The sequence below is a fragment of the Polynucleobacter sp. MG-27-Goln-C1 genome, assembly GCF_018881905.1.
In the GTDB taxonomy this organism is placed as follows: Bacteria; Pseudomonadota; Gammaproteobacteria; order Burkholderiales; family Burkholderiaceae; genus Polynucleobacter.
Genome location: NZ_JACVPM010000001.1, coordinates 268969 through 290611 on the forward strand (window position 1 = coordinate 268969; position 21643 = coordinate 290611).

The 21643-nt window shown below is 46.7% G+C and carries 27 protein-coding genes; 12 read left to right on the forward strand and 15 right to left on the reverse strand.

Annotated elements, in window-relative coordinates; all coding sequences use genetic code 11:
- Positions 1–70: 70 nt before the first annotated feature.
- On the forward strand, positions 71–1171 hold the full coding sequence (locus ICN14_RS01385; RefSeq protein ID WP_216224305.1) for an alkene reductase: 1101 nt from the start codon (positions 71–73) through the stop codon (positions 1169–1171).
- A gap of 43 nt (positions 1172–1214) precedes the next feature.
- Here the strand turns inward: ICN14_RS01385 and ICN14_RS01390 are convergent, their stop codons facing one another.
- The 4 genes from ICN14_RS01390 to ICN14_RS01405 form a co-directional block, all read right to left on the reverse strand.
- A complete protein-coding gene (locus tag ICN14_RS01390; protein ID WP_216224307.1) occupies positions 1215–1391 on the reverse strand; it encodes a hypothetical protein in 177 nt (58 codons plus the stop codon).
- A gap of 21 nt (positions 1392–1412) precedes the next feature.
- Positions 1413–1604, reverse strand: a complete 192-nt coding sequence (locus ICN14_RS01395) for a hypothetical protein (RefSeq protein WP_216180772.1) — start codon at positions 1602–1604, stop codon at positions 1413–1415.
- Entirely contained in the window at positions 1601–2335 is a 735-nt protein-coding gene (locus ICN14_RS01400) for a hypothetical protein (RefSeq protein ID WP_370624791.1), read from the reverse strand. The genes ICN14_RS01395 and ICN14_RS01400 overlap by 4 nt, the downstream gene beginning before the upstream one ends.
- A gap of 67 nt (positions 2336–2402) precedes the next feature.
- Positions 2403–3548, reverse strand: a complete 1146-nt coding sequence (locus ICN14_RS01405) for an L-lactate dehydrogenase (protein ID WP_216224309.1) — start codon at positions 3546–3548, stop codon at positions 2403–2405.
- A 148-nt stretch (positions 3549–3696) separates the two neighbouring features.
- Here ICN14_RS01405 and ICN14_RS01410 point away from each other — a divergent pair, with 148 nt between their 5' ends.
- Both ICN14_RS01410 and ICN14_RS01415 read left to right on the forward strand, forming a co-directional pair.
- Positions 3697–4605 carry a DMT family transporter gene (locus tag ICN14_RS01410; RefSeq protein ID WP_216224311.1) on the forward strand — a complete coding sequence of 303 codons (909 nt, stop codon included), beginning with the start codon at positions 3697–3699 and terminating at the stop codon, positions 4603–4605.
- Between the two features lie 104 nt (positions 4606–4709).
- The gene (locus ICN14_RS01415; protein ID WP_216133639.1) at positions 4710–5858 is read left to right on the forward strand and encodes an aminotransferase class V-fold PLP-dependent enzyme; all 1149 of its coding nucleotides are present in this window, start codon (positions 4710–4712) and stop codon (positions 5856–5858) included.
- A gap of 43 nt (positions 5859–5901) precedes the next feature.
- Here ICN14_RS01415 and ICN14_RS01420 read toward each other — a convergent pair whose 3' ends face one another.
- Positions 5902–6552 carry an FABP family protein gene (locus ICN14_RS01420; protein ID WP_216224313.1) on the reverse strand — a complete coding sequence of 217 codons (651 nt, stop codon included), beginning with the start codon at positions 6550–6552 and terminating at the stop codon, positions 5902–5904.
- An 81-nt stretch (positions 6553–6633) separates the two neighbouring features.
- Between ICN14_RS01420 and ICN14_RS01425 the strand changes: the two genes are divergently transcribed.
- Entirely contained in the window at positions 6634–6918 is a 285-nt protein-coding gene (locus ICN14_RS01425) for a protein tyrosine phosphatase (protein WP_216224315.1), read from the forward strand.
- 11 nt (positions 6919–6929) lie between these two features.
- Here the strand turns inward: ICN14_RS01425 and ICN14_RS01430 are convergent, their stop codons facing one another.
- Together ICN14_RS01430 and ICN14_RS01435 are read right to left on the reverse strand one after the other, a co-directional pair.
- Entirely contained in the window at positions 6930–7910 is a 981-nt protein-coding gene (locus tag ICN14_RS01430) for a DMT family transporter (RefSeq protein ID WP_216224317.1), read from the reverse strand.
- A 6-nt stretch (positions 7911–7916) separates the two neighbouring features.
- Positions 7917–8798, reverse strand: a complete 882-nt coding sequence (locus ICN14_RS01435; protein ID WP_216224319.1) for an NAD(P)H-hydrate dehydratase — start codon at positions 8796–8798, stop codon at positions 7917–7919.
- A 62-nt stretch (positions 8799–8860) separates the two neighbouring features.
- On the opposite strand from ICN14_RS01435, the gene ICN14_RS01440 reads away from it, so the two are divergent.
- Complete coding sequence (locus ICN14_RS01440) at positions 8861–10276, forward strand: MBL fold metallo-hydrolase RNA specificity domain-containing protein (RefSeq protein ID WP_216224321.1); 1416 nt, start codon at positions 8861–8863, stop codon at positions 10274–10276.
- 145 nt (positions 10277–10421) lie between these two features.
- On the opposite strand, the gene ICN14_RS01445 is transcribed toward ICN14_RS01440, so the two are convergent.
- Positions 10422–10622 carry a hypothetical protein gene (locus ICN14_RS01445; RefSeq protein ID WP_216224323.1) on the reverse strand — a complete coding sequence of 67 codons (201 nt, stop codon included), beginning with the start codon at positions 10620–10622 and terminating at the stop codon, positions 10422–10424.
- Positions 10623–10831: 209 nt separating this feature from the next.
- Between ICN14_RS01445 and ICN14_RS01450 the strand changes: the two genes are divergently transcribed.
- From ICN14_RS01450 to ICN14_RS01460, 3 genes are read left to right on the forward strand one after another with little or no spacing between them, the layout of a single operon-like run.
- Entirely contained in the window at positions 10832–11689 is an 858-nt protein-coding gene (locus ICN14_RS01450; RefSeq protein ID WP_216224325.1) for an LOG family protein, read from the forward strand.
- Positions 11690–11724: 35 nt separating this feature from the next.
- Positions 11725–12240 carry a hypothetical protein gene (locus tag ICN14_RS01455; RefSeq protein ID WP_216224328.1) on the forward strand — a complete coding sequence of 172 codons (516 nt, stop codon included), beginning with the start codon at positions 11725–11727 and terminating at the stop codon, positions 12238–12240.
- A gap of 3 nt (positions 12241–12243) precedes the next feature.
- Positions 12244–13461: an aminoacetone oxidase family FAD-binding enzyme gene (locus ICN14_RS01460; RefSeq protein ID WP_216224330.1), complete on the forward strand. Its 1218-nt coding sequence runs from the start codon at positions 12244–12246 to the stop codon at positions 13459–13461.
- Between the two features lie 27 nt (positions 13462–13488).
- Here ICN14_RS01460 and ICN14_RS01465 read toward each other — a convergent pair whose 3' ends face one another.
- Complete coding sequence (locus ICN14_RS01465) at positions 13489–13878, reverse strand: group II truncated hemoglobin (RefSeq protein WP_216224332.1); 390 nt, start codon at positions 13876–13878, stop codon at positions 13489–13491.
- A gap of 116 nt (positions 13879–13994) precedes the next feature.
- On the opposite strand from ICN14_RS01465, the gene ICN14_RS01470 reads away from it, so the two are divergent.
- On the forward strand, positions 13995–14522 hold the full coding sequence (locus tag ICN14_RS01470; protein ID WP_216224333.1) for a phasin family protein: 528 nt from the start codon (positions 13995–13997) through the stop codon (positions 14520–14522).
- Positions 14523–14576: 54 nt separating this feature from the next.
- On the opposite strand, the gene ICN14_RS01475 is transcribed toward ICN14_RS01470, so the two are convergent.
- Both ICN14_RS01475 and ICN14_RS01480 read right to left on the reverse strand, forming a co-directional pair.
- Positions 14577–14813: a TIGR02450 family Trp-rich protein gene (locus ICN14_RS01475; RefSeq protein ID WP_216224334.1), complete on the reverse strand. Its 237-nt coding sequence runs from the start codon at positions 14811–14813 to the stop codon at positions 14577–14579.
- Positions 14803–15096: a hypothetical protein gene (locus ICN14_RS01480; protein WP_216224335.1), complete on the reverse strand. Its 294-nt coding sequence runs from the start codon at positions 15094–15096 to the stop codon at positions 14803–14805. Before ICN14_RS01480 ends, ICN14_RS01475 begins: the two co-directional genes overlap by 11 nt.
- Before the next feature lie 120 nt (positions 15097–15216).
- Here ICN14_RS01480 and ICN14_RS01485 point away from each other — a divergent pair, with 120 nt between their 5' ends.
- Complete coding sequence (locus ICN14_RS01485; RefSeq protein WP_216224336.1) at positions 15217–16263, forward strand: fumarylacetoacetate hydrolase family protein; 1047 nt, start codon at positions 15217–15219, stop codon at positions 16261–16263.
- Between the two features lie 43 nt (positions 16264–16306).
- On the opposite strand, the gene ICN14_RS01490 is transcribed toward ICN14_RS01485, so the two are convergent.
- Entirely contained in the window at positions 16307–17890 is a 1584-nt protein-coding gene (locus tag ICN14_RS01490) for a rhodanese homology domain-containing protein (RefSeq protein WP_216224337.1), read from the reverse strand.
- Positions 17891–17929: 39 nt separating this feature from the next.
- The gene (locus ICN14_RS01495) at positions 17930–18907 is read right to left on the reverse strand and encodes a tripartite tricarboxylate transporter substrate-binding protein (RefSeq protein ID WP_216224340.1); all 978 of its coding nucleotides are present in this window, start codon (positions 18905–18907) and stop codon (positions 17930–17932) included.
- Positions 18908–19067: 160 nt separating this feature from the next.
- Between ICN14_RS01495 and ICN14_RS01500 the strand changes: the two genes are divergently transcribed.
- Positions 19068–19256, forward strand: coding sequence for a hypothetical protein (locus tag ICN14_RS01500; protein ID WP_173942993.1), 189 nt, complete (start codon positions 19068–19070; stop codon positions 19254–19256).
- Positions 19257–19314: 58 nt separating this feature from the next.
- Here the strand turns inward: ICN14_RS01500 and ICN14_RS01505 are convergent, their stop codons facing one another.
- A complete protein-coding gene (locus tag ICN14_RS01505) occupies positions 19315–19608 on the reverse strand; it encodes a DUF1330 domain-containing protein (RefSeq protein ID WP_216224342.1) in 294 nt (97 codons plus the stop codon).
- An 84-nt stretch (positions 19609–19692) separates the two neighbouring features.
- Here ICN14_RS01505 and mmsB point away from each other — a divergent pair, with 84 nt between their 5' ends.
- The gene (mmsB, locus tag ICN14_RS01510; RefSeq protein WP_216224343.1) at positions 19693–20574 is read left to right on the forward strand and encodes a 3-hydroxyisobutyrate dehydrogenase; all 882 of its coding nucleotides are present in this window, start codon (positions 19693–19695) and stop codon (positions 20572–20574) included.
- Here the strand turns inward: mmsB and selD are convergent.
- The gene (gene selD / locus ICN14_RS01515; RefSeq protein WP_216224344.1) at positions 20571–21632 is read right to left on the reverse strand and encodes a selenide, water dikinase SelD; all 1062 of its coding nucleotides are present in this window, start codon (positions 21630–21632) and stop codon (positions 20571–20573) included. The two genes, mmsB and selD, sit on opposite strands and share 4 nt — an antisense overlap.
- Positions 21633–21643 lie beyond the last annotated feature (11 nt).

Below are 21643 nucleotides of genomic sequence, written 5' to 3' on the forward strand. Positions count from 1 at the left end.
TCAGCAGGAATGCCCCATTCTTGCTACAGTCCATCATTAAATAATTTATCAGTAAAAAAGAAAGAGTCTCATGTCCGGAAAAGAAATCATGTTTACCCCCGTCAAGCTTGGCTCTATTGAGTTAAAGAATCGCTTGGTGATGGCACCGCTAACTAGAATGCGCGCTATCGATGGGGATGTGCCAAACCCCTTGGCAAAAACATATTATGAGCAAAGAGCAAGTGCTGGCCTCATCATTAGCGAGGCAACGCAAATTTCTCCAATCGGAAAAGGCTATCCAGGCACCCCCGGAATTTATTCTGCTGAGCAAACTGCTGCGTGGAAAGAAATTGTGAATGCTGTTCACGCCAAGGGTGGCAAGATGGTTGCTCAACTCTGGCATGTAGGCCGCATTTCTCATTCCTCATTGCATCCTGAGCAGGGTGCTCCTGAAGCACCTTCCGCTATTGCACCCGCTGGTCAAACCTACGGCGCTGATTGGAAGTTACATGACTATGAAACCCCTAAAGCAATGACGACCGAAGACATTGCACGCCTGTTAAAGGCTTTTGAATTGGCTGCAGCTAATGCAAAAGCAGCAGGTTTTGATGGTGTAGAAATTCACTCTGCAAATGGTTATTTGCTTGATCAATTTTTACAAGATAAAACCAATCAACGCACCGATGAGTATGGTGGCTCTATCGAAAACCGTGTGCGCCTATTAGGTGATGTGATTGAGTCGGTTGCGAAGGTATTCCCAAGCGAGCGTATCGGTGTGCGCCTATCGCCTTACGGTAGTTTTAACGATATGGCTGATAGTGATCCTATCGCTTTGTTTAATGCCGTAATTCAAAAGCTCAATGGTTACCAGTTGTCCTATGTGCACATGATTGAGCCGCGCTCAACGACTGCGGGCGGTAATGATCAGATTGATGCGGGCGCCCCAATCACTTCAGAGATTTTCCGAAATGCATACAAAGGCAAATTTATTAGTGCTGGTGGATATGACCAAGCCATGGGAGAGGCTGTTCTTGAGGCCGGTTTAGCTGATGCAGTGGCTTATGGTCGTTTGTATATTTCTAACCCGGATTTAGCTGAGCGCTTCGAGCAAGGTGCGGCACTCAATGCTTACAACCGTGCAACGTTCTACGGCGGGGCGGAGGTAGGGTATACCGACTACCCAACGCTCTAATCTACAAAAATATTGATAAGGCCTCTATCGAAAGATAGGGGTCTTATTTTTTGTCTTCAGGATCTTTCAATAGATCGTAGTGGTTCGCAACGAGTAGTAGTGCAATTGATGCGCAACCCATGGCGAAGAATTGCCATTGATGCAACATGGCAGTACCGATGACTGTCATGAGGATAGTCCAGCCAATAGCCATCTTGGCTTTTTTAGTTAAGGGTTTCATATATCGGAATTCAAGTAAAAATTATCTAACGGAAAGCCTGGCTCTAGCGCTCAGCTCATTTGGGGCTCCGCGCTTATCAATCTGAGAAAGTCTAAGAGCCTCTTGCTCAAAATCAATTTGAGCTGGATGAAATTCAATATTGCCAAGGTGAATAACGTAAGTCCATACCAATTCACGGCCTCTATCTTTATATACATCTACAACACGCTTCATTTTTTACCGCCTGTGGTGACTGCCGAGCTATGCGCGGTGTTCATATTGTGTTTTAAATCAATCAAATTTCGTGGATCGATGCGAATCACGCCACCACGAGGACTATCAATATCTGCAATCAAAAAGAAAGAGATGGCAATCATCATTGGAAAAATCATAAACAGGCCAACATTGCGCTTAAAGTTTCTTGCGCCAAAGCCTACCAACATATTGGCACCAATTGCGATTGCTGCCATTAGCCACCAGGCAGCTGTTGGGATGCGATTCCACCACGCAGCCTGAGTGTAGCCTTGCGAGTTAATCACATCATTCATGCCGGAAATCACTAGAGCAATGGTGGGGGTTGATTGTGTTCTTGCAGCAGGGAGTAGCTCATTCCACATGGCGTTTTCTAGTGCAATCGTACGCTGTGTAATTTGCTTAGCAGTCTCATGATCTTGCTTGGAGTAGAACAAGATACGCTGATCCAAGTATTCGTTGAGCAATCCTTTGATGGACTCTGCAGTTTTGCTGGGCAAAAGATCCGCCCTTAAAAACTCAGTACCAATGGCATTTGCTTCGGCCTCTTCATAAGTCTGCCTTAAGTCATATCGAGCAATGGCCATGGAGAAGGTGAAACCAATGATTAAACCAAGCAGAGTGAGTGTGGCGGTCTGGATGATTCCTAAATCTGTAGAGGTCTCGGTGTCCTTGGTGCGGTACTTACTCAGGATGGCATTACCAAACCACACTGAGCCCGAAAGGGCTGCAGCGGAAATAGCAAATACTAATTCAGGGGAGTTGGCTAAGTATGAAATATTAAAAAGTTCCTGGATACAAAATATCTTTAGTCACATTCTGAATGTCACGGTGCCCTGTAAACGCCATCGTGATATCCAATTCATTGTGAATAATTTCAAGGCATTTGGTAACACCAGCTTCGCCCATGGCACCCAAGCCATAGAGGAAAGGGCGGCCAATCATCGTACCGCGTGCACCAAGTGCCCAAGCTTTCAATACGTCTTGTCCAGACCGGATGCCGCCATCCATCCAAACTTCAATATCTTTACCAACCGCATTGACGATCCCAGGCAAAGCTTTGATGCTGGAGATGGCACCATCTAATTGACGACCACCATGATTGGAAACAATTAAGGCATCTGCACCAGAGTTTGCAGCAAAGCGAGCATCCTCTTCATCCAGGATGCCTTTAATAATTAACTTACCACCCCAGAGTTTTTTGATCCACTCCACATCATCCCAACTCAGGCCTGGATCAAACTGTTCAGCAGTCCAAGAGGAGAGGGATGACATATTGCCAACACCAGTGGCGTGACCAACAATATTGCGAAAGGTTCTGCGAGGAGTCATTGCCATGCCCATGCACCAACGTGGCTTGGTCATCATGTTGATCATATTGGCAATGGTTAGCTTAGGAGGTGCAGATAGACCATTTTTTAAATCTTTATGACGCTGACCTAAGATTTGCAAATCTAAAGTAAGAACTAGAGCAGAGCATTTGGCAGCTTTGGCGCGTTCAATGAGACGCTCAATAAAGCCACGGTCTTTCATGACATAGAGCTGAAACCAAAACGGTTTCGTGGTGCGTTCTGCCACATCTTCAATCGAGCAAATGCTCATAGTGGATAAACAGAAGGGAACGCCAAACTTTTCTGCTGCACGGGCAGCCAAAATTTCACCGTCGGCGTGTTGCATGCCAGTTAAACCAGTTGGCGCAAGTGCTACCGGCATTGCAACCTCTTGACCCACCATGGTTGTTTTGGTGGTGCGGTTGGTCATATTTACAGCAACGCGCTGGCGCAGTTTGATCTTCTGAAAATCGGATTCGTTGGCTCGGTAGGTAGATTCAGTCCATGACCCGGAGTCTGCATAGTCATAGAACATCTTAGGGGTGCGTTTTTGATGCAGAACTCGTAAATCTTCAATATTGGTGATGATTGCCACTAAAACCCCTTTGTATATTGCCAATGCCAGATGTCTGGCGCTAATTTAAGCTCTATCTTAGCAATACCAGGCAATTTGTTTCTACAATGCGTAGGCAAAGCCCTTCTTGGGGCTCAAAATACCCATTTATTCACCTAAATCCATCTGAATGCCTCAAATTCCCCTGTCGACCGTCTTTTATTTAACGCTAGCTACTTTGCTTTGGGCGGGTAATGCGATCTCTGGGCGGGTATTGGTGGGAAGTATTTCTCCAATCACCTTAAGTGCAGTTCGGTGGGGGCTGGCGGCTCTCATATTGCTCCCTTTAGGTTGGAAAGTGTTCAAGCCGAGCAGCGCCCTCTGGCAAAACAAAGGCCGCTTCTTGGTCTTGGGCCTTTTGGGTGTGGGTAGCTATAACGTGTTGCTTTATCTTGCCTTACAAACCTCAACCGCAATTAATGTCACGCTCATCGGTGCCAGCATGCCGATTTGGATGCTCTTTATCGGCGCCGTCTTTTATAAGGTGAGGCCAACGCTGTTGCAGATGGTAGGTGCAGTTGTTTCTTTAGTGGGTGTCACTGTTGTCCTAACGCGTGGCGAACCTACTAGCTTGCTGAGCATGGAAGTAGTAATGGGTGATTTACTCATTATGTTGGCCACGATTCTTTGGGCTTTCTATAGCTGGATGATTAGTCGCCCAGGGGAGAGCACTGAGCGGCAATGGCCATGGGCTGAGTTTTTAATGGCTCAGGTCTTCATTGGTTTTATGTGGACGATGTTATTCGAGGGTGCGGAGATTGCCACGGGACATGCCTTTATTGATCTTAATTACTGGACTGGGGCATTGATCATTTTTGTAGCAATCGGACCATCATTAATTGCTTATCGATGCTGGGGCTTGGGGGTCAATGGTGCCGGCCCAACCGTAGCGGCATTCTTTGCCAATCTCATTCCCTTATTCACCGCATTACTCTCAGCGGCTATTTTGGGCGATCCACCCCAGCTTTTTCATGGCCTTGCTTTTGCCCTGATTGTTATCGGAATACTGGTCTCCTCTACGGCTAAAAAAGGCATCTAACCCGCCTCATTTGCTTAAAAAGCCCGTTTTCAGAGGCTGAGTACCCAAACAGCGCTAAATCAGTATCATTTAGGGCTAATCACACGATTTACTAGGAAATTACTATGCCAGGCTTACTCCCAAACGTTGATCCGGACGGTTTATTAGAGTTTTCGGTTGTTTACACAGACCGCTCGCTGAACCACATGTCTGAAGAATTCAAAAAAGTCATGGTGGATATTTCTAGTGTCCTGAAGGATGCTTATAACGCTAGCTCGGCTGTCATCGTTCCGGGTAGCGGCACTTTCGGTATGGAAGCAGTTGCCCGCCAATTTGCTAACAATGAAAAATGCCTTGTATTACGCAACGGTTGGTTTAGTTATCGTTGGACTCAGATTTTTGATCTGGCCAATATTACTCAGGACGTTACTGTCATCAAAGGTAAGCAGTTAGAAGATACTGCGCAGGGTGTTTTTGCTCCGGCGCCGATTGAAGAAGTAGTAGCCTTCATTAAGAAAGAAAAGCCAGCAGTTGTTTTCGCTCCTCACGTAGAAACTTCTGCCGGAATTATTTTGCCGGACGACTACCTCAAAGCAGTTGGTGAAGCTGTTCGTTCAGTCAATGGTTTGTTTGTGCTCGATTGCATCGCTTCAGGCGCAATGTGGGTCGATATGAAGGCTTGCAATGTTGACGTGGTGATTACTGCACCTCAAAAAGGCTGGAGCAGTTCACCTTGCTGCGCTTTGATTGCAATGGGCGACAGAGCACGCGAGCGTATTGAATCCACTCAAAGCAGCAGCTTCTCAATGGACCTCAAGAAGTGGCTCCAAATTATGGAAGCCTATGAAAAGGGTGGTCACGTGTATCACACCACCATGCCAACGGATGCACTCAAAATCTTGCGCAATGTAATGAAAGAAACTCAGGCCTTGGGCTTTGCCGCACTGAAAGCGAAGCAACAGGAGTTAGGTGACAAGGTTCGCGCTTTATTGGTATCGAATGGCTATCACTCGGTTTCAGCAAAAGGCTTTCAGTCTCCTGGCGTGGTAGTGAGCTACACCAAGGATCCAGAAATTCAATCGGGTAAGAAATTTATTGCGCTGGGTTTGCAAACTGCTGCTGGTGTACCGCTGCAGTGTGATGAGCGCCCAGACTTCCGCACTTTCCGAATTGGTTTATTTGGTCTAGAGAAGTTGGCTCATGTTGATCGCACTGTTGGTCATCTTGCAGCGGCTCTTGAAAAGATTACTGAGACTGAAGCGCAGCCAGCTTAAGCGGCAAAAAAGAGTAAGAAACAAGAGTAATTAGAAAGCCGTCTTAGGACGGCTTTTTCATTGCCTCAAGCGCGAGAGGATTGGGGGTTGCTTCTCCAACCTTCGTTAATACATTGGTATCGAGATGGTGAAAGGGCGCATCCTGGCCTTTGATCATCATCACTGTGTCTTGCTCGTAAGACCAAGTGCCATCTTCCAATATGGTTACCATGATGCGGTACTCAATGGTTTTAAATGCATAGTCCAAGAAAGGGCTTGAAGAAATCCCAGCAGTTGGATCATCGATTTTGGCAACGCATTCAAATTGGGTTGCGGTAGCAGAGGCTTTACCTGTTGCCATCGTGATCATGCCGCGAGGAATCGTGAGGGTATGAACAATGGATCCGGTCGCAGGCTCCCAAAGCCAATAGCCAACTTGATCATGATAGGTTTTGACTTGTTCTGGCTTGGTGATGTGTAGGTGATAGCGCAAGCCATAAAATAACTGCGGCCCATTGGTTTGCGGATCAATTGGCTGCATCTCAATACGCTCGGTATAAACCTGTTTCTTTGGACCTTCGGCCTTGGGCTTAATGTCCAAGCCCCGTTGACCTTCCCAGATCCCAGCAAGGCGGGTAAGGGGACCTAGGTTTTCTAGGGTGTTAATTGAGTATCCCTGGGGCTCTGTATAGATATCAGCGGGAAAAGAGTTCATGCGGACGCCTTGGTTAAATGAAGCATTAATGGCAAATAATTGAGTATTATCAAATTATCCACAAACCTTATGGAGTCTTAAATGAATACTCGCTTTGCAAAACTCACTTTGGCCACACTCATTTCCGCCTCTATTGGTTTATCACCGCTAACTGTGATGGCAGCTGATCCAGCGCCAGCTCCTGCTCCAGCGGCGGCTCCTGCAGCAGTGCCTGCTACTCCAGCACCTGCAGCTCAGCCAGAGAAGGCCGCTAAGAAGTCTAAGAAGCAGGCCAAGAAAGATAAAAAAGCAGAGAAAAAAGCTAAGAAAAAAGCCAAGAAAAAAGCAAAAGCAGCACAAGAGCCTGCAGCAGCTCCTCAGCAATAAATTCGTAGTAATTAAGTTAGGGGGTCGGATCCCTCAAGGTCTAAGGGCTTTGTGGAATTCAACCCCTTTTGCTTTTCTGGCGCATTGTTGCGTACCAGCAGCCACATCGCTCCCATCACCAAACTCATTCCTCCAACCTGAATCCAGGTAATTGGTTCGGATAACACGAGCCAGCCCATAAACAGTGTTGAGACGGGACCCAGTATTCCGGCTTGCGCAACGAGGGGTGAGCCGATGCGATTGATCGCAATCATGATTAACAGCATTGGAATGACAGTGCACAGACTGGCATTGAGTAGGCTGAGCCAATAGATCTGATGCACCTGTACAAATACAGCCGCGGGATCGTAAATCAGAATTTGAATAACACTCAGAAGCGCAGATGCAGAACTGGCGTAGACCACTAAGCGTACGCTACCCACACGCTTCACCATTTCTCCGGAGCCAATCATGTAAATTGCGTATGAGCATGCGCTAGCAAAGACTAGCAACATGCCAAGTACAGCCAAAGAACCAGTAGAGCTGGCATCCTGAACGAACACCACAATCACACCAAGATACCCAACAATCAGTGCATACCATTGCAAGCGACTAATGGATTTATTCAATACAAAATAAGAAATCAATAAGACGATGGTTGGAGTGAGGTAAAGAACAATTCGCTCTAAGCCAACGGAAATATATTGCAGCCCCAGAAAGTCTAGATAGCTTGAGAGAAAGTAGCCCATAAATCCCAGGGCAAATATCTTTACCTTATCCCTACGGGATAGCGGGCTCATGGCCTGCCTACGTGCTTGCCACCAATAGATCCCCCAAAAAAGGGGAAGGGCCATCAGCATCCGCAAGGCAATTAAAGTCTCTGCATTTGCGCCATAGCCAAATGCAAGCTTGATCAGAATAGCTTTCCCGGAAAACAGGACTGAGCCCAAGCCGGCCATAAAGAGGCCGTACACATAACGACGATGTTGCAGAATTCCGCTAGCTGATTGCATGCTGTTTTATAACAGCTTATTTAGAAGACTCCGCATCTCCAAAATGACCTCTGATGGAGTGAGCCCAATCGGACCAATTTGCTTGGCTACCAAACTATCTGCAGCGGATGCATGGAGCTGTACCCCAATACAGCCCGCTTCCCACAGATTGAGATTGTGATGCAGTCCTTGTGCAGCGATCGCTGCAATAGTGCCGGTTAACACGTCGCCCATTCCGCCGACGGCCATGCCGGGATTACCTTCAGCGCATTGCACTGCTAAATGAGTAGGGGAGGCAATGAGCGTATGTTGGCCTTTGAGAACAACAATGGAGTTGGTGAGCCTCACTAACTCAGATAGCGCATCAAGGCGGTTTGCTTGTACATCCGAAGCCGTCGTATTGAGAAGATTTGCGGCTTCACCAGGGTGTGGGGTCAGAATACTCATACCAGGAAGCGCTATATTTCGCTCCTTCAGTAGATCTAAATATTCAGGGGTATCAGCCATTAAATTGAGTGCATCGGCATCGATGACTAGGGGAACTTTTGGATATCGCAGTGCAGCTACCAGCCAATCTCGAGCTAGCTCAGAAAAACCTAAGCCTGGTCCAATCGCAATCACATCAGGTGCGGTAGCCTCTAATTGTTCTTGGGCATTGAAGCTAGCTAAGCGAACCATGAGCTCGGCCTGTTCTGGCATGGCATGAGCAGCTGTTGGATCGAGCATTTCCAGAATGGTCCAGCCGGCTCCTAAGTGAAGTGCCGCGCTACCAGATAGCATCAGGGCGCCAGCCATGCCAGGTGCGCCACCAACTAGCAGCACCTTGCCAGCATTCCCCTTATGCTCTGAGGGCGCTCGCTTAAGACGAGTGATTAACTCGAGAGATCTCAGTTCGGTGGGTGGATTCATTCGAATAGTATCGCTCTAATGACTGACTTAACAATGGATTTTATCGGGAGTATCCTTTAAGAATGAAAATACAATTTCTTGGTGCTGCAGGTGAGGTTACTGGTTCAAGGCATTCTGTTGAGGCCCTTGTGGGTGGGCGTGAAGTTCGCTTCATGGTGGACTTTGGGATGTTTCAGGGTGGGCGCGAGGCCACCGCAAAGAATCTAGAGCCCTTACCATTTCCTCCTAAGGAAATTGATTTCGTCGTCCTAACGCATGCGCATATTGACCATAGTGGTTTATTGCCCAGACTCTGCGCCCAAGGTTTCACTGGCCCCATTTATTGCACTGAGGCGACATTTGAGTTGTTAAAAATTATGCTGCCCGATAGCGCGCATTTGCAGCACTCGGATGTAGAGCGGGCAGAGCGTAGACAAAAGGCGGGTAAGTGGCGCGGTGAGTTACCAGTGGCCTTGTACTCCATGGAGGAGGCTGAGCTTACCCTTACCCAATGCCAAATACTTGCTTATGGAAAAACATTAGAACTTGGCCAAGGTATTAATCTCGAGTTTCTGAACGCAGGCCATATTCTGGGGTCGGCAATTGCCGTGATCGATATTAGCGAAGACCATGCCAAGAAAAAGCGCTGTGTTTTCTCTGGGGATATTGGTATGAAGGGTAAGTTATTGATGCCCGATCCCACTAGGATTGAGCAGGCAGATGTAGTGGTAGTGGAGTCAACCTATGGCGATCGACTGCATAAAACTTTAGCGGATACCGAGTCTGAATTAATTGATGTCGTAACTAGCACCTTGAGTGCGCATGGCAATATTGTGATCCCTGCATTTGCTGTGGGTCGCACACAAGAGATTTTATTTTTACTGATTGATTTGGTGAAGCGCAATTTATTGCCTCATCTCAGTATCTGGGTTGACTCTCCAATGGCAACCGCCGCCACCCATTTGACTCAGCATTTCTTTTCGCAGTTAGACAAAGAGTCACAGTCAACTTTTGAGTGGTTCAAAAAGAACCCAGGTGCGGTGGATCTGAGATTTATAGCAGATGTAGAAGAATCCAAGGCTTTGAATAAGGTTAAGGGCGGGGCGATTATTATTTCAGCGAGCGGTATGTGTGACGCAGGGCGCATTGTTCATCATCTGCAGGCTAATTTGCCGCGCGCACAAAATGCAATTGTGATTACTGGATTTCAGGCTTATGGCAGCTTAGGTCGTCGCTTGGTGGATAAGGCGGCTAAGGTGCGCCTCTTTGGTGAAGAGATTGTGGTTCGCGCTTCGATTCATACAATTGGAGGATTATCAGCCCATGCAGATCAGGCTGGACTGTTGGATTGGTTGCAGGGTTTTCAATCTGCACCGCAATCCGTGTTTGTAGTTCATGGAGAGCCAGAGGCTTCCGCTGTCTTGGCTCAATCCATTCGGGAAGAGCTTGAGTGGAAGAATGTCATCATTCCAGAGCGCTTACATACCTATGTTTGCTAATATTTAATCCGCTACTTTAGCGCTCTGAACCTGGCAGAGGAGCATTACTTCTCCAATGGATTTAGAGGTTCTTAGCAAAAGAGGGTGAATAAAAAAGATATAAAAAAACCGCGGCGAACCGCGGCTTATTTTTCTCGAGGAGAGATTACTTCTTAGCGTCAGCTGCTGGCGCTGCTGCAGGAGCAACTGGAGCTGCAGGGGCATCTTTCTTTGCATCTTCCATGTGAGCAGCTTCAGCACCATGCTTCTCGCCACCCATATCAACGTCGCCATCGCCTTTGATGAGTAAATAGGCTGTAGCAGAAATTAATACTAGTACCATGATGATGATTGAACGGTTGCTCATTGCATTTCCTTCGGTTTGGTTAATATCTTCTAATATTAACGCCTGAAGCGTTGTTGGTATATCCGAATAAGCCCCTAGATGCCAAATTAATGCAATATTCTAGGTAGTAATACTGATTCTGAAGCCCCGTCCCACGGCATCACCCGCTTAACGATAATGGGCAAGATTCAAAGTAGACCATTTTTAAAGCTTGGAACAAAGGTGCAAATATGAGCCCAAATCTCCCCGTAAATAACTCTCAAACAATTACTGATTTTCTAAATCTTCATCAGAGCCAAATGGCGGAAGATAATTCTGAAGACTCCTATCGATTTGCCTTTGATGATCAGGCCTTTTTATCTCGCCGTGAAACTTTAGGTCTGCGCTTTCAGTTGGAGTTATTAAAGCCAGAAATACTCTTACATGAGCGTGGCATTGAGCATACGATCACTGTCTTTGGCTCAACTCGCTTTGTAAGCTCTGAAAAAGCGCAAGAGTTAGAAAAGAATGCGAAAACACCAGAAGCCATAGCTGAGGCTAAACAAGCATTGCTTCACTGCAAGTACTACGATTCCGCAAGAGAATTCGGAGCAATCGTTGCGGGTTATAACGCCACTCAATCTGAAGATCGAAATAAATTACATATTGCTACTGGTGGTGGCCCCGGAATTATGGAGGCTGCCAATCGCGGTGCTTTTGAAGCTGGGGATCAGAGCATTGGTTTTAATATCAGTTTGCCGCGAGAGCAGCAGCCGAATCCCTATCTCACGCCTGGTTTGAGTTTTCGCTTCCACTATTTTGCTATCCGCAAAATGCATTTCATGCTCAGGGCGAGAGCGATAGTTGCCTATCCAGGAGGCTTTGGCTCGTTTGATGAGTTGTTTGAGGTTTTAACCTTGATGCAAACCAAAAAGGTAGAGCGCTTTCCAATCATTTTGGTTGGAAAGACATTCTGGCAAGAGGTTATTAGCTTCAATCAGATGCTTAGCTATGGGGTAATAGACCAGGTAGATATGAATTTAATCCACTTTGTAGAAACCGCCCCAGAGGCTTGGACGGTGATCCGCGACTGGTATCAATTGGCCTAAATCTGCCCGAGAACTGTAAAATAGGCCCTCACACCATGGCTATCTCTAATACCGTCACCCTCACTTCCGAACTGGATCTACCAGCCTATTTGTTTGGTATTGCCATGCTTCTCGTTGTGATGCTGGTGCATGGCTTGGCCTTGCTCCAGATTGCTAAGCGCTATGAGGTGAAGTCATTTCTATATCTTTCAGAGCATAAATACTCTTCTGTAGCTTTTGTGTTTTATGTCAGCGTGTTGTGTTTATTTCTAATCCATATTTTTGAGATCATTCTCTGGGGAATTTCCCTAAGAGCCTTTAATCTTCTGCCGAATTTGGGAGAGAGTATTTTATTTGCGGGTAGCACCTATACCGCAATGGGCTTTATGGATGACCTCCTGCCAAGTGGCTGGAAGATGCTAGCGGTCATTATTGCCTTCTCAGGTATGTTTGCGTTTGCTTGGACAGCATCTGTCATGATCTCCATGACCAAGAATTTCCGTCAAGCCTATACCCGATTGCATATGCAAAAACTCAAGCTTCCGTCCGAAGTCATTGAGCGCTTTAAGTAAGTTATGACTAAATCTTGGGATACCATCATTATCGGTGGTGGTGCAGCTGGATTATTTTGTGCGGGTGTTGCTGGTCAGCTCGGTAAAAAAGTATTAGTGCTGGATCATGCTGACGTCTTATGTGAAAAAATTCGCATCAGTGGCGGGGGGCGATGTAACTTCACCAATCTGCATAGTAGCCCAGCTAATTTTCTCTCTTTAAATCCAAACTTTGTAAAAAGCGCTTTAGCTCGTTACCCCGCAAAAGAATTCATTAAGCTAGTCCAGTCTTATCGCATTGCTTATCACGAGAAACATCAAGGACAGCTATTCTGCGATGACTCTGCCAAGCAGATTATCGAGATGTTGCTGGGGGAGTGCGATAAGGGGCATGTTGATATTTGTCACCCAATTACGGTGGAGTCAATATCCAATGAAGCCGGCGCATGGATTGTAAGGACTAGTGCTGGCACTGAACGATCAAAATCTATCGTGATGGCAACGGGCGGCTTACCGGTTCCCGCAATTGGTGCAACGGCTTATTCCTTGGATATTGCTAAGCAATTCGGATTAAAGGTGGTTGATCCACGTCCTGCATTGGTGCCGTTGTCATTTACTTCTGGTGAGTTCGATAATCTGATTGAGTTGTCTGGTCTGAGCTTGCCAGTGCGCATTGCCTCTGGATCGAAGGGCAATCGTTATGGCGCTTGTCGCTTTAATGAGGACCTACTCTTAACGCACAAAGGGCTTTCAGGCCCCGCAGTCCTGCAGGCCAGCAGCTATTGGGCTGAGGGTGAGGCCATTCATGTTGATTGGTTGGGTGCAGTTGAAGCCAATGGACGATTTACCTGCGATGAGCTGTTTGATAACGAAGATAACCGCCTCAAACTGACTGAAAATATCTTGGCCTCGGTGATGCCACTACGTTTAGCAAAAGCATTTGCTGAGCAAAAAAATCTCTTAGGCAAAAAGTGGGCTGAGGTTTCTAAAAAAGATCGTCAAGCCCTCAAAGAGCTCATCACGAATTGGTCGGTAAAGCCCGCAGGAACGCTAGGCTGGAAAAAGGCTGAAGTGATGTTGGGTGGCGTCGACACCAAAGAGTTGGATGGACAAACCATGATGGCTCGAAACCAATCTGGTTTGTATTTCATTGGCGAGTGCGTTGATGTCACCGGGCACCTTGGGGGCCATAACTTCCAGTGGGCCTGGGCTAGTGGTTTTGCTTGCGCTCAATCAATCTAGAGATTTCATACCAAACCAATTAGTGTTTTAGTTAGGCTGGTTTCTCATCCAGTCGGCTGTATTGAAGAAAGACTCTTCCAGTTGAGCGCCGATCTGGCCATCAATACCGCAATCTTCCATCGCACGATACATGCATGCCAGCCATTGATTGCGTTCCTTAAGACCAATCTTGAAGGGTAGATGCCTGGCCCGAAGCATTGGGTGACCATACTTGGGGGAATAGATATCTGGGCCTCCCATCCAACCCGATAAGAAGAGCTTCAGCTTTTCTCGCGAGTTTGATAGATCTTCCGAATGCATGGCCCGCAATTCTGAGAAGGGCTCTTCTAAGGCCATCAAGTCATAGAAGCGGTCAACCAATTCTTCAACCTTTGCTGCGCCACCAATAATCTCGTATGGGTTTTGTCGTTCGCTCATGCCCCAATTTTAATGCCAATAAAGCAGGGAATTGGCAAGTCTCCGTTTTGGGTATAGAGTGGAAGAACGGCTTTACTAGTTACTTAAACCCCTAATACACCTAAAGGAGAGTGGTAATGGACAAAAAAGATTTGCAAGCATGGCAACAAGAAAAGGCAAAAGAGTTATTTGCGTATTCTCATAAATTGCTAGATGCCGCTAAAGATTTGAGTGCGCACCATCTTGAAGAGATGCAGTGGGGCATGAAAAATGCCATGGAGAGCGCCAAGTCTGCAGCTAAAAATGATCTTGCTAAGCTCAAAGAGTTGCAAGAATCTGCGACACAAGAAGCTGCAAAGCGCGCAACGGTATATCAAAAGAAGGTGAAGTCTGTCCTAAGGGATATTGGTGAGGATGCGGCTGATGGAACCGAAAAGCATTTAGAAAAAGTACGCAGCTCCCTGGTGGGCTGGCTTGAAGATGTTGAGGACAAAATTCCAGGTCATGCTGATAAGCTATCTAAGGTAGTTCATGATATGTCGACTGCAGGGCAAAAGATGTTTAAAGAAGGTCGAAAAATCGTGAATCAGGTAGCCGATGCTGCTGAGAAAAACATAGAAGAGCATCTCAGAAAACCATCGGATACAAAAAAGAAGACTAAGTAATTAGACGTTTCGTAATCTTAGTAGCAAGAGGCCACCCAAGAAGGGTGGCCTTTTTTATACCCAGCCCTGAAGCCAAACCTCAGTATCTTTGAGGTCGCGCCAGGGAATGATCTCTACCTTCTTATCAAATACCGCTTCGATCTCCACGAATTCAATTGCGGCCTCAGGAATCTCTGGAAGAATGACCTTGCTCACCAGAAAATGTTTTCGTTTCTGAATGGGTTTGACTGCTGTCCATTTGGTTAGTAGCAGTTTCTTGGGATTGAGTGGGTTTTGTTCTTTAGAGGGCATTGCACTGAAATTCATTTGCACCGCTGATGAGTTTTCCTGAGTCAGGGGTAAAGTTGTAGCTCGAGTCCTTGGTCTGAGCGGGGCACTGTAAATCAAAGTAACTCACGGGGCCTAGACTTCCACAGTAGTCGTATTGCCGATCCTGAAACTGCATCTGGGCTTTTTTGAGAACCATGGCCGACTTTGAGCCAGAGTTATCTAGGCATGACCAAGTCGTATACGTTTCCCTGCCGCAAGCCAGGAGCCCTAAAGGCAATATCAATAAAAACAGTAATTTGTTCATAGCGATGAGCATAGCCTTATTTAACGCTTTTTGCTGATCGATCGTTTTGTATTAATATTTATCTCAACGGGTTCCCAAACTGGGAAGATCGCCAATAAGAAAAAATATAAAAGGAGAATTATGGATATCAATCGTCGTGATGCATTGAAGCTGGGCGCTACTACTGCTATCAGTGGAATGCTGATGCCCAATATGGCTAGCGCCTCAGAGCGTGCACCTATTGTCGTGGAGCCATTGACTGGTAAGGCAGGATTTCGGGTGGCCAATTACTTGCCCAAAATGGGTGCTAGCTCGCGCTTAGGCTTAGTGACAAATGATGGCCTAGTGGTAGATATTCCTGGTGAGGCTGCTAGACAAAAGCTCACACTGTCATTTGACCCTACTTCAATGATTTCCTTAGCTGCATCAGGCAATCATGGTTTGCTGGATTTAGCTGCGCTATTTAAGAATCGTAGCAAGAGCTCGGTTAATGTAAATCAAGTGGTGTTGCTCTCACCAATTCCGAAGCCACAAAGCAATATCTATTGCGTGGGTTGGAACTACCTGGATCACTTTGATGAGGGTATGCAGAGCCGCGCTGATAAGACTGTAAAAGAGTATCCCAAGGTTCCGGTACTGTTTACCAAGGGTACTCAAACTATGAATGGTCCGTTTGACTCTATTCCTTACGATGGTAGCTATTCGACTGCGATTGATTGGGAAGCAGAGCTAGCTGTCGTCATTGGTAAAAAGGGTAAAAATATCTCCGAAGAAAATGCAATGGATTACGTCTTTGGTTATTCCGCCTATAACGATACAACTGCGCGCGATGTTCAGCAAAAGCGCCACTCAGGTCAGTGGTTCAAAGGCAAGAGTCTAGATGGCCATGGTCCAATGGGTCCATGGGTTGTGACTGCTGGCGGCGTGAACTTGGATGACACCCGCATTATTTGCCGAGTCAATGGCGTAGAAAAACAAAATGCCAGCTATAAGCAGATGTATTTCAAAATCCCTGTGGTGATTGCGGAGTTGTCGAGAAGTTTAACTTTGCTCCCTGGCGACATTATTGCTACTGGTACGCCATCAGGAGTGGGTTACAGCAGAAAGCCACCAGAATTTCTGAAACCGGGCGACATGATGGAGACTGAAATTACTGGAGTTGGAATTATCCGTAACAAAATTGCCTAGTTAGGAATGGTGGCGTCTGATGAGGCGCCACCATTATTCAGATTTACAGCACCCAGAAGTGATGGGTGCCATCTTTACCAAGTTGCTCTACCAAACCAAATTCCCAATCTAGATAAGCCTGCATTGCTGCTGGATCTACGCTAGTTCCTTCATAAGGTCGTTTGTAACGATCTAATGGTGGGGATGCTAAGTGAGTCGGACCTTTTTCAATATCAAGACCAGCATCAATCCAAGACTTATTGCCACCAGACAATACACATATCTCTGCTTTTGTTAGTGCCTGAATTTCTGGGGCGGCAAAAACAGCAAGCTCACCCGTAGTGCTAGTGAGTACATAACGATTTGCCTTTGGCAGTTGCTCTAAGGCCTTCGAGAATTGCGAGCGAAGTGCAAACCAGCTTCCCGGAATATGACCCTTCACATAATTGGCATGCGTACTGAGGTCTACACAGATGGTGTCCTTGTCATTCTGTAACCAGCCTGCAGCTGTCTTGACATCAACGACTTGAATCTTCGGTGCTGCTGGAAGAGGGGCAATCCAAGCGCCTTTTTCGGTGAGATCTGAAGCTGTGATATCGTCGATGACGTAAACATCCCAAGCCATCTGAGCAAGCCATGAGGCGGGCATATTGGCTCTCACTCCACTAGGGTCTGCTAAAACGATGCGTGCACCACGAACAGGGGCGACCATTTCTGTTTCTTGTACTAACTGCCCGCCTGGAGTGGAGCGAAATCCAGGGAGGTGTCCAGCTTTATATTCTTCGGGCGTTCTGGTATCAAAAAAATACGTCGTTCGCTCAGCTTGAGATTTCCACTTCTCAATATCGGCAAGCTTGACTCGTTTAACTCCAGCTTGATCGGCAACGCCACGCGCACGGTCAGCTGCGACCATGGCAGTGCCTTCGCTGACTTCTTTGAATTTACGACTTTGCCCCTTATCCAACTCTTGACCAGCTAGAGTCCAGCCAATTGTTCCGTTGCGCAAGGCATTCACTTCATTTGGAATACCTGCATTAATCAGAGATTGGGTGCCGATAATGCTTCGCGTCCGTCCTGCGCAGTTCACAATGATTCTGGTCTTTGGGTTTGGTGCCAGCTCAGGAACGCGTAGGACTAGCTCGGCACCGGGGACGCTGATTCCGGTGGGGATGCTCATGGTTTGATATTCATCAAAGCGACGGACATCCACTACCACCACATCTTCCTTGTCATCAATCAACTTCTTTACTTCTTGAGCGGACAGGGAGGGTGTATGTCTTTTGGATTCCACAAACTCACCAAAAGATTTACTTGGCACATTCACATCTTTAAATACTTCACCACCAGCCGCTATCCAGGCTTTAACGCCGCCCTCAAATACAGCAACATCAACATAGCCCAGCGCAGAAAGTCTTTCTGCTGCCAGTTGAGCATCTCCTTGACCATCATCTAAGGTGACAATCGGTACGTCTTTTCTGGGAAGCTTGCTCAGTGCATCGACTTCAATACGAGAGAGCGGAAAATTGGCTGCGAATAAAGGGTGCTCCTGTGCATGCGGGTCTTCCTCACGCACATCCAATAGTGCAATCTCTTCTTTTTTGAGGAGCTTGTTTCTAACAAATGCGTAATCTTGTTTTTTAATCGACATAAATTCTCTTCTTGATTTTTATTTTTATTGATCTATGTATTAATCTAATTTAGCGTTAGATTTTTTAACTACTTCAGCCCAGCGAACAATCTCTTGGTTGATGTAGTTGGCCAGTTCAGGGCGGCTCATTTTCGGAGCTGTGGCACCCATAGCTGCCCAACGTTCTTTGATATCAGGCGAGGCGAGGGCAGTCTGTACTTCTGCACTCATCTTGTCGACGATCTCTTTTGGTGTTCCTTTGATTGCCCACATTGCATACCAGCTGTACACCACAAAGTCTTTAATGCCCAGCTCTTGCGCAGTTGGCACGTTAGGGAAAGCATCCACACGTTTTTGTGTTGCTACTGCAACAGCAATCAACTGACCGTTTTTGATGAAGGGGGCTGCACCAGCTAGGGTGTCAAACATCATATCCACTTGACCGGCTACTAAATCTTGGAGGGCTGGTCCAGTTCCGCGATAAGGGATGTGGGTGATGAACAGCTTGTTTTGCATCTTAAATAATTCGCCGGTCAAATGCTGGGAGGTGCCGTTACCGGTTGATGCGTAATTGTATTTACCTGGATGCTTACGAATTTCTTCAATAATCGATTTCAGATCATTTTTCGGAAACTTGGTTGGGTTGACCACGATGACATGGGGCACGCTGCCAATGATGGCAACTGGCTCAAAATCTTTGGTGATGTCATAAGAAAGGTTGGTGTACATGCTCGGGGCAATTGAGTGGTGCACTGCGCCAAGAAGCCAGGTATAGCCATCTGGAGCCATTTTTGCAGCCGCTGCTGCACCAAGGGTGCCACCAGCGCCACCTTTGTTATCCACAATGATTGAGGTGCCCATTTGTGTGGACAGCTGCTTTGCTAGCGGGCGCCCAAAAGCATCCACGGCACCACCAGGGGGAAATGGATTAATAAAGGTAATGGGCTTATTGGGGATTGGCCAATTGCTGGCTTGGGCAAAGGATTGCAGGCTAAGTAATGCGCCAGCCAATAAAACAAGGATATTTCTGATTTTCACGTTTGTCTCCGTTAGTTTTTTAGTAGTTTTCCCTAATTTAGAGGATTTGGCGAATATAAGAGTTATCCCTGATATCCACCCTGAATTCCTCTGGTTTTTCTAGGGATATACTGATTCCGAGCTCAATACTCATACTTTGATCAGACATATAGGAGACAAGATGTCACAACACGATACATTGTTGGCTGCTTTCGAAACTTACAAAGCGGAAAACGAAAAGTTTATTGAAAAAGGCGTTAAGGCATCTGCTGCGCGTGCCCGCAAAGCGTTGCAAGAAATTGCTGGTGCATGTAAAGAGCGTCGTAAAGAAATTACAGCCGCTAAAGAAGCGATGGAAGCTAAGAAGTAATTCTTCTTACCCTGAATTGAATTCAGCCTGGCCCCCAAAAGGAGCCGGGCTTTATTTTTTATACGCTTACTGAAAATAAGGTGAGCTTCATCGCTTTACTCCTAATGGCTAGCAAGCTTTGATACTCAGGGCTATTAGCCCATGACTGAGAGTGTTCCAAATCTGGAAACTCCAGCTCAACAAATGCACTAAAGGAATCGCAATGTAATTCATTCCAGAAGAATGCATTGAATGATCCACGAGCAGTAATCTTCCCTTGATATAGTGCCACTGTATCCCCCACTTGAGATCGATACTCCTCAAAAGCCTCTGGATCATTTAACTGAATCAGGCCAATCACTTTGGTAGTCATGCCATCTCCTGGTAATTTATTGGACTAGTTTATAAGCAAGCTATAGTGAGATCTTAGAACTTCACTATCTCATACGAGGCGTATATGAAAGTCGCATTTTTGGGTTTGGGTAATATGGGTCTGCCAATGGCCCTCAATTTAATTAAAGCAGGGCATCAAGTCTATGGCTTTGATTTGGTGCAGTCTCAGCTTGATGCCTTCAAAGCTGGCGGTGGCATTCCTGAGCAGAGCGCATCAGAGGCTGCCAAGGGTGCGGATGTCATTATCAGCATGCTCCCAGCCTCACGCCATGTTGAGGCTTTGTATCTGGGTGATACCGGCTTACTTGCCACAGCCAATCCAAAGGCCTTACTCATTGATTGCTCTACGATTTCACCAAAGGTATCGCAAGCTGTGGCCGCTGCCGCAAAAGCCAATGGTTTTGCCATGATCGATGCTCCAGTCTCTGGTGGAACTGCAGGGGCTCAGGCGGGGACCTTAACCTTTATGGTGGGTGGTGATGCTTCAGCGCTTGAGTGTGCCCGACCATTATTAGAGAAGATGGGCAAGAATATCTTTCATGCGGGTGCAAGTGGCAGTGGGCAAACCGTTAAAGTCTGCAACAACATGTTGCTCGGTATTCAGATGCTGGGAACAAGCGAGGCATTGCGCCTAGGAATTGCTAATGGCATGGACCCCAAAGTGCTCTCTGACATCATGTCCAAGAGCTCTGGTCGCAATTGGGCTTTGGAGCTCTATAGCCCTTGCCCTGGGGTGATGGAAAACGTGCCATCCTCAAAAGGCTATGCAGGGGGCTTTGGTGTCGACCTGATGCTGAAAGACTTGGGCTTGGCCACTGAGAATGCTGGCGATCTAGATGCTAGCGTTCCATTGGGGGAGTTATCCCGCAAGCTGTACGAAGCCCACAGTAAAGCAGGAAACGGCCAGCTTGATTTCTCGAGCGTTTTTAATCTAAGGGCGGATTAAAGCAATACTTCCAGATGTTGATTTTGTTTGTCCGTCATTTGTCCAATGACACAGGCGCTAGCGAAGTGATGCTGTTTAAAGATTTCTAAAACAGTATTCACAGCATCGGCGCTGCAGGAGACGAGTAAGCCGCCGCTAGTTTGAGGATCCGTTAGAAGCGCTTGCTGTGCAGGGCTAAATTGCTCCGGTAAATGAACCTCCGCTCCATAGCTTTGCCAATTACGATCTGATGCACCAGTAATGACGCCTTGATCAGCCAGGCTCTGAACATTGGAAAGCAGGGGAACCTGATTCCACTGAATTTGTGCGGTGAGCTTTGAGCCTCGAGCTAATTCCAAAGTGTGCCCGGCAAGACCAAACCCAGTAACGTCAGTTAAAGCATGTACGCCAGGTAGTATTGCAAGATCAGGACCTGCAGAATTTAACTTGGTCGTGTTGGCAATCATCTCTTGATAACCAGCGTCACCTAAGAGATCTTTTTTAAGGGCTGCGGATAAGATGCCGACGCCTAGTGGTTTGCCTAGAATTAATACATCTCCAGTCTGAGCGGCCGCATTGCTCTTAACGCGCTTAGGGTCAACAATACCAATAGCAACTAAGCCATAAATAGGCTCAACGGAATCAATCGTATGACCACCTGCAATCGGAATACCTGCTGATCTACAAGCTTCAGCACCGCCTTCAAGAATGCGTGCAATTGTGGCATTTGAAAGCACTTTAATAGGCATGCCAACGAGAGCCAAGGCAAACAGCGGGGTACCGCCCATCGCATAAATATCACTAATAGCATTAGTGGCAGCAATCTTGCCAAAGTCAAATGGATCATCAACGATGGGCATGAAGAAATCGGTTGTTGCAACAATCGCCTGAGACTCATTAATTTGATATACCGCAGCATCATCAGAAGTTTCAATGCCAATCAAGAGCTCTTTTGGAAAAGGTAACTGCGGAACGCTTTTCAGGATTTCTGAAAGAACGCCGGGAGCAATCTTGCAACCGCAACCGCCGCCATGTGAGAGGGAGGTTAAGCGGGGCTCTTGGGTAGATGGAGTATTCATATCAATAAACT

Coding starts and splice junctions, on each gene's coding strand:
- ICN14_RS01385 (WP_216224305.1), top strand. CDS start 71: ATGTCCGGAAAAGAAATCATGTTTACCCCCGTCAAGCTTGGCTCTATT.
- ICN14_RS01390 (WP_216224307.1), bottom strand. CDS start 1,391: ATGAAACCCTTAACTAAAAAAGCCAAGATGGCTATTGGCTGGACTATC.
- ICN14_RS01395 (WP_216180772.1), bottom strand. CDS start 1,604: ATGAAGCGTGTTGTAGATGTATATAAAGATAGAGGCCGTGAATTGGTA.
- ICN14_RS01410 (WP_216224311.1), top strand. CDS start 3,697: ATGCCTCAAATTCCCCTGTCGACCGTCTTTTATTTAACGCTAGCTACT.
- ICN14_RS01415 (WP_216133639.1), top strand. CDS start 4,710: ATGCCAGGCTTACTCCCAAACGTTGATCCGGACGGTTTATTAGAGTTT.
- ICN14_RS01420 (WP_216224313.1), bottom strand. CDS start 6,552: ATGAACTCTTTTCCCGCTGATATCTATACAGAGCCCCAGGGATACTCA.
- ICN14_RS01425 (WP_216224315.1), top strand. CDS start 6,634: ATGAATACTCGCTTTGCAAAACTCACTTTGGCCACACTCATTTCCGCC.
- ICN14_RS01430 (WP_216224317.1), bottom strand. CDS start 7,910: ATGCAATCAGCTAGCGGAATTCTGCAACATCGTCGTTATGTGTACGGC.
- ICN14_RS01435 (WP_216224319.1), bottom strand. CDS start 8,798: ATGAATCCACCCACCGAACTGAGATCTCTCGAGTTAATCACTCGTCTT.
- ICN14_RS01440 (WP_216224321.1), top strand. CDS start 8,861: ATGAAAATACAATTTCTTGGTGCTGCAGGTGAGGTTACTGGTTCAAGG.
- ICN14_RS01445 (WP_216224323.1), bottom strand. CDS start 10,622: ATGAGCAACCGTTCAATCATCATCATGGTACTAGTATTAATTTCTGCT.
- ICN14_RS01450 (WP_216224325.1), top strand. CDS start 10,832: ATGAGCCCAAATCTCCCCGTAAATAACTCTCAAACAATTACTGATTTT.
- ICN14_RS01455 (WP_216224328.1), top strand. CDS start 11,725: ATGGCTATCTCTAATACCGTCACCCTCACTTCCGAACTGGATCTACCA.
- ICN14_RS01460 (WP_216224330.1), top strand. CDS start 12,244: ATGACTAAATCTTGGGATACCATCATTATCGGTGGTGGTGCAGCTGGA.
- ICN14_RS01465 (WP_216224332.1), bottom strand. CDS start 13,878: ATGAGCGAACGACAAAACCCATACGAGATTATTGGTGGCGCAGCAAAG.
- ICN14_RS01470 (WP_216224333.1), top strand. CDS start 13,995: ATGGACAAAAAAGATTTGCAAGCATGGCAACAAGAAAAGGCAAAAGAG.
- ICN14_RS01475 (WP_216224334.1), bottom strand. CDS start 14,813: ATGCCCTCTAAAGAACAAAACCCACTCAATCCCAAGAAACTGCTACTA.
- ICN14_RS01480 (WP_216224335.1), bottom strand. CDS start 15,096: ATGAACAAATTACTGTTTTTATTGATATTGCCTTTAGGGCTCCTGGCT.
- ICN14_RS01485 (WP_216224336.1), top strand. CDS start 15,217: ATGGATATCAATCGTCGTGATGCATTGAAGCTGGGCGCTACTACTGCT.
- ICN14_RS01490 (WP_216224337.1), bottom strand. CDS start 17,890: ATGTCGATTAAAAAACAAGATTACGCATTTGTTAGAAACAAGCTCCTC.
- ICN14_RS01500 (WP_173942993.1), top strand. CDS start 19,068: ATGTCACAACACGATACATTGTTGGCTGCTTTCGAAACTTACAAAGCG.
- ICN14_RS01505 (WP_216224342.1), bottom strand. CDS start 19,608: ATGACTACCAAAGTGATTGGCCTGATTCAGTTAAATGATCCAGAGGCT.
- mmsB (WP_216224343.1), top strand. CDS start 19,693: ATGAAAGTCGCATTTTTGGGTTTGGGTAATATGGGTCTGCCAATGGCC.
- selD (WP_216224344.1), bottom strand. CDS start 21,632: ATGAATACTCCATCTACCCAAGAGCCCCGCTTAACCTCCCTCTCACAT.